Source organism: Mesorhizobium sp. M1A.F.Ca.IN.020.04.1.1 (genome assembly GCF_003997315.1).
GTDB lineage: Bacteria > Pseudomonadota > Alphaproteobacteria > Rhizobiales > Rhizobiaceae > Mesorhizobium.
In genome coordinates, this window is record NZ_RZSN01000282.1 from 1 (window position 1) to 4595 (window position 4595).

A 4595-nucleotide genomic window follows, 5' to 3' on the forward strand; every position below is an offset into this window, starting at 1 on the left:
GACGAAGGCCCCCGCCACGCCGGCAAGGCCCATGACCGATCCCAGCGACAGATCGAGCCCACCTGAACCGATGACGAAGGTCGCGGCGATCGCCAGCACGCCGATCGTCGACGTCGCGAGCAGGATGTTGAGGAAATTGCTGAGCGACAGGAAGAAAGGCGACAGAATCGCCATCGCCGCGCTCAGCAGCACAAGCACCAGCAGCGACTCCAGCCTGATGTGGAGCCTCTCGACGGATGCGCGCTGCACCCGAGCCCAAAACCCGGGCTGCGCCGTTTCGGAAGCCATGTTTTGACCCTTCTGGGTAGGGGACTAGGGGAATAGGGAAGTCAGCGGGAGAGAGCCGGGTCTGGGAAGTGCAAACCTTCCTCCTCCTACCCCCTACTACTGACCTACTCCCCTACTGACCTGCTCCCCTAGTCCCTTCTCTTGCTACTTCACATATTGCAGCATCGGCTCCTTGCCGGCGTCGAGCACGTCCTTGGTCAGCACCAGGGTGGGCACCGCGATGCTTTCCTCGACCTTCTCGCCGGCCAGCGCCTTCTTGACGTTCTCGACCGCCTGCTTGCCGACGAGATAGGGAAGCTGCGCGACGGAAGCGTTCAGGCGGCCTTCCTTGATCGACTTCACCGCGTCGATGTTGCCGTCCACGCCGATGATCGTCACCTGCTCGCCTTTGCCGGCGGCGTAGACCGATTCAACGGCGCCCAACGCCATGCCGTCGTTGGCGCAGAAGATGGCAACCAGATCGGGATGCGCCGTCAGTGTGTCGGTGGCGATCGAGGCCGCCTTGCCACGATCCCAGTCGCCCGGCAGCGAGGCGACGACCTCGAGCCCCGGCGCCAGTTCCTTGAGCTTGTCGGCAAAGCCCTTGGCGCGCTTCTCGCCGGTGATGTTGCCGGAGAGACCCTCGATCACCAGCACCGGACCCTTGGCGTCCTTGCCAAGCTTGGAGACGAGATATTCGGCCCCTTGCGCACCCGCCGCGACGTTGTCGGAACCGATATGGAAGGTGACCTTGACGCCTTCCTTGTCGAGAACCGCCTGGTCGAGATTGTTGTCGAGATCGACGATCTTGATGCCGGCATCCTGCGCCGATTTCAGGCAGGGCAAGAGGTTGGTCGAGTTGATGGCGGCGGTAATCATCGCCACCGGCTTGCGCTCGAGCATCGTGTTGCAGAGGTTGAGCTGCGGCTCGGCCGCCTGGTCACTTTCGGCCGCCTGCTGGAAGTATTTCACGCCGGCTTCCTTGGCGCCGTCGGCGACGCCCTGCGCCATCGCGCCCCAGAACGGATTGGCCAAGGTCTTCATCAGCACGCCATATTCGCCGTCCTCGGCCTTAGCAGTGCCGACCGCGGCAAAGGTAAGCGCCACGCCCAATGCGAGAGTAAATCGATTTATCTTTGTGGAAAGCGATGTCATTCCGTCCTCCGTTTGTTTGCGCCGGATGCCTCGGCCAGGGCCGGCACTCTTCTTCCGTTTTCGACAATGGGGGTTATTGTCGGTCTCCTCCCCCGGAATGCGGGACGCTGCCTGGCGAGCCAACGGATTCCCGCATGAACACCTTGCAAGGTTCGAGCCGCGCCCTCGGCGGGCCGCGCTCGCCTTCGATCCTGCGAAACAAAACCTCCATTGCGTTGGCGGCGATCTCGCGCACCGGCTGCACCACCGCGGCGATCGCCGGCCACGTCACCTGCATCCATTCGGCGTCGTCGAAGCCGACCAGCGAGATGTCGTTTGGGCAGTGCCAGCCGCGCCGCCGAAACTCCGAAAGCGCCACCAGCGTGCCCTTCAGGAAGAGCGAATAGACCGCCGTAGGCCTGTCGCCGCCGTCTTCCCGCTGGCTGAAATAATCGCGAAGCAGCGTCCGCAAAGGCCCGACATCGCTTTCGCAGAGTACGACGTCGATCCGGATGTCGGGCGCAAGCTCAAGCGCCATCTTGCGAAACCCTTCGAGCCGGGCGCGCACGGTCGCCGCCTGCTGGCCGAGACCGACCACAAGAACATGACGATGGCCCTGGCTGACCAGCGCACGCGCCACTTCGGCGCTTGCCGCAGCGCTGTCGGCCGAAACCGTGTCGAAGGCGTCATCGGCAAGCACGCGGTCAATCAGCACCCCTGTCATGCCGTTCGCTTTCATGAAACCAGCCGCCGGTCCGTGCTCGTTTCGCACCGGCGCCAGTACGACGCCGGCAACGCGCCAGTCATGCATGCGGGCGAGGATCTCCTTCTCACGTTGCTCCGATTCCCGGCTGGAGGCGGCGACCAGCGTATAGCCGCGTTGCTCGGCGAGGCCTTCGAGCTCGCTCACCATCTGGCCGAAGAACTCGCTTTCGAACTCCGGCATGATGGCGCCGATGATGCGACGCTTGGCCCTGCGCATATCCGAGGCGAGCGGATCGACGCGGTAGCCCAGAAGCTCGACGGCATCGAGGACGCGCTGCGCGTTTTCCGGTTTTACCGTGGTGACGCCGGAAAGAACCTTGGAAACAGTGGCCGCCGACACGCCCGCCTGGCTTGCCACATCGTGGATCGACGCGCGCCGCTGCTGGGCCTGCTGTTGCGCCATTAATCTTCTCCCGGAGGCGAGTGGTCGCCCTCTCGTGATAAATCGATTTTTCGCTGTTGTAAATCGTTTCATCGAGAGTAAAAACGCTGATATGATTGATGCGATCCAATCGCGCCGGGAGGAAGATCATGTCCAACAAAGCCTCGCCGCTGGTGATCAGCGCACCCGAACCGCGCACGCTCGACCTGATCTTCACGCCGCCGCAGCTGGCGCGCTTCCGCAAAAGATATCGCATCGTCGAGACAACGCCGGAAGGCGTCTCGGAGTTGCCGACAGATGTGCTGGCCGAAGCCCGCTACATCGTCGGCCAGCCGCCGATCACCCCTCAGACGCTGGAGAGGTTGAAAGCGCTGCGCTGCATCTTCAACGTCGAGACCAATCTCATCAACAACATGCCCTATGAGACGCTGTTTGCCCGCGGCATTCACGTCGTCACCACCGGCCTGGTGTTCGCGGAGCCGGTGGCGGAACTCGGCCTTGCCATGGCGCTAAACCTGGCGCGCGGCATCGTCGATGCCGACCTCGCCTTCCGGCAAGGCGAGGAACTATGGGGCGGCGACGGCAACCAGACGGCGCGACTCCTCTCAGGTTCAGATGTCGGCATCATCGGCTTCGGCGATCTTGGCCGCGCTCTCAATCGGCTGCTGACCGGCTTCCGCACGCGCACCAGGGTCTTCGATCCCTGGCTACCGCCTTCCGTGCTGGTGGAGCATGGCGTCGAGCCGGCCTCGCTCGACAAGGTGCTGTCGGAAAGCGATTTCGTTTTCGTCGTCGCCTCGGTGACCAGCGAGAACCAGGGTTTTCTCGGCGCCGACGCTTTCGCCAAGATGCGCCAGGGCGCCGCCTTCATCCTGCTCAGCCGCGCCGGCGTCGTCGATTTCCCGGCGCTGATGGGAGCGGTCAAAAGCGGCCATATCGTTGCGGCCAGCGACGTGTTTCCCGAGGAGCCGCTGGCCAAGAACCACCCGGTGCGCTCGCTTTCCGGCTTTCTGCGCTCGGCACACCGCGCCGGCGCGCTCGACGTTGCCTTCAAGCGCATGGGCGACATGGTGCTGGAGGACATGGACCTCCTCGATCGCGGTCTGCCGCCGATGCGCTCCAAGCGCGCCGAGCGAGAGACCGTTTCGCGGATGCGCTCCAAGCCGGTCGACAGGAACTGATCGCGCCTCGTCGCCTGGAACATTAGCGTTCCTGCTACTGATTGCCGCCCTGAGTGTAATGCAACCAAACTTAAACGGCCGGACCACGGAGAGTTTCGGCCCTCTCAGGACCATTTTTCTTCAGAATTTTTTTCTGCATTTCACGGGAATAGAGGAACTTTGATCCGGACCTTCCGTTGATGACACGATCGTTTCTCGAACGATCCAGAGAAACAGGAGGTTTATGTCATGAACATCAAGATGATCTGCCTTGGCGCAATGAGCCTTTCGATGGTCGCCGGCTCGGCTCTCGCCGCTGGCGAAACCGGCACGTCGGCGCTGGATGACCCAGCCAAGATGCAGCCCTTCTACACCGACTCCAGCATGAAGACGATGGTCAGCAAGGACGCCTTCGTGAAGGCGTGGAAGGCAATGTCGCCGGAGGACCAGACCGCGATGATGACGGCTTGTGAGGACGAGGCCAAGAACGCCAATGCAGCCAACAGCCATCCGGAGTTCTGCAGCAGCGTCAAGGAGAACGGCGGCAGCAAGTAACCAATCAGTGCAGCTACCGACAAAACGGCCCCGTTGTGGGGCCGTTTTTGCGATCCCAGACGAAGGACCGCGACGCACTTTTCCCGAGATTGATCAGGCAACCAGATCGCTGCGGTCCGTCTGTTCGAAGCCGTCATTGAAATTCGCCGCGAGCCAGGCGATCGCGCTGGCGACATCGGCGATGGCGAAACGCGCCGCGGTCTCGCCCTGCGGTCTCACGCGGATCGAGATCCCGCCCGCGGCATTGACGGTCTCAAAACCGTTTTCGTCGGACGTGTCGTCGCCGAGGAATACCGGTCGCCGTCCGGTGAAAGGTTCAAGCTGCATGAAGC

General features: G+C 62.7%; 4 protein-coding genes and 2 pseudogenes. 2 read left to right on the forward strand and 4 right to left on the reverse strand.

The genetic code is table 11. The features are described from left to right. The 3 genes and pseudogenes from EOA49_RS30375 to EOA49_RS30385 all read right to left on the reverse strand — a co-directional run. Positions 1-288, reverse strand: a pseudogene (locus EOA49_RS30375) (ABC transporter permease); the annotation flags it as partial. A 144-nt stretch (positions 289-432) separates the two neighbouring features. Beyond that, positions 433-1422 (reverse strand): substrate-binding domain-containing protein, encoded by a 990-nt coding sequence (locus tag EOA49_RS30380; protein WP_245460845.1) that lies wholly within the window; start codon positions 1420-1422, stop codon positions 433-435. Between the two features lie 73 nt (positions 1423-1495). Then, entirely contained in the window at positions 1496-2569 is a 1074-nt protein-coding gene (locus EOA49_RS30385; protein WP_127239830.1) for a LacI family DNA-binding transcriptional regulator, read from the reverse strand. A 128-nt stretch (positions 2570-2697) separates the two neighbouring features. Between EOA49_RS30385 and EOA49_RS30390 the strand changes: the two genes are divergently transcribed. Both EOA49_RS30390 and EOA49_RS30395 read left to right on the forward strand, forming a co-directional pair. Then, on the forward strand, positions 2698-3729 hold the full coding sequence (locus EOA49_RS30390; protein WP_067328833.1) for a hydroxyacid dehydrogenase: 1032 nt from the start codon (positions 2698-2700) through the stop codon (positions 3727-3729). A 228-nt stretch (positions 3730-3957) separates the two neighbouring features. Further along, positions 3958-4263 carry a hypothetical protein gene (locus EOA49_RS30395; RefSeq protein WP_067328831.1) on the forward strand — a complete coding sequence of 102 codons (306 nt, stop codon included), beginning with the start codon at positions 3958-3960 and terminating at the stop codon, positions 4261-4263. A gap of 93 nt (positions 4264-4356) precedes the next feature. On the opposite strand, the pseudogene EOA49_RS30400 reads toward EOA49_RS30395, so the two are convergent. Further along, positions 4357-4595, reverse strand: a pseudogene (locus EOA49_RS30400) (trehalose-phosphatase); the annotation flags it as partial.

What these genes read in the sequence shown, in the direction of transcription:
- EOA49_RS30380 (WP_245460845.1), bottom strand. Translation starts at nt 1,422, where the DNA reads ATGACATCGCTTTCCACAAAGATAAATCGATTTACTCTCGCATTGGGC.
- EOA49_RS30385 (WP_127239830.1), bottom strand. Translation starts at nt 2,569, where the DNA reads ATGGCGCAACAGCAGGCCCAGCAGCGGCGCGCGTCGATCCACGATGTG.
- EOA49_RS30390 (WP_067328833.1), top strand. Translation starts at nt 2,698, where the DNA reads ATGTCCAACAAAGCCTCGCCGCTGGTGATCAGCGCACCCGAACCGCGC.
- EOA49_RS30395 (WP_067328831.1), top strand. Translation starts at nt 3,958, where the DNA reads ATGAACATCAAGATGATCTGCCTTGGCGCAATGAGCCTTTCGATGGTC.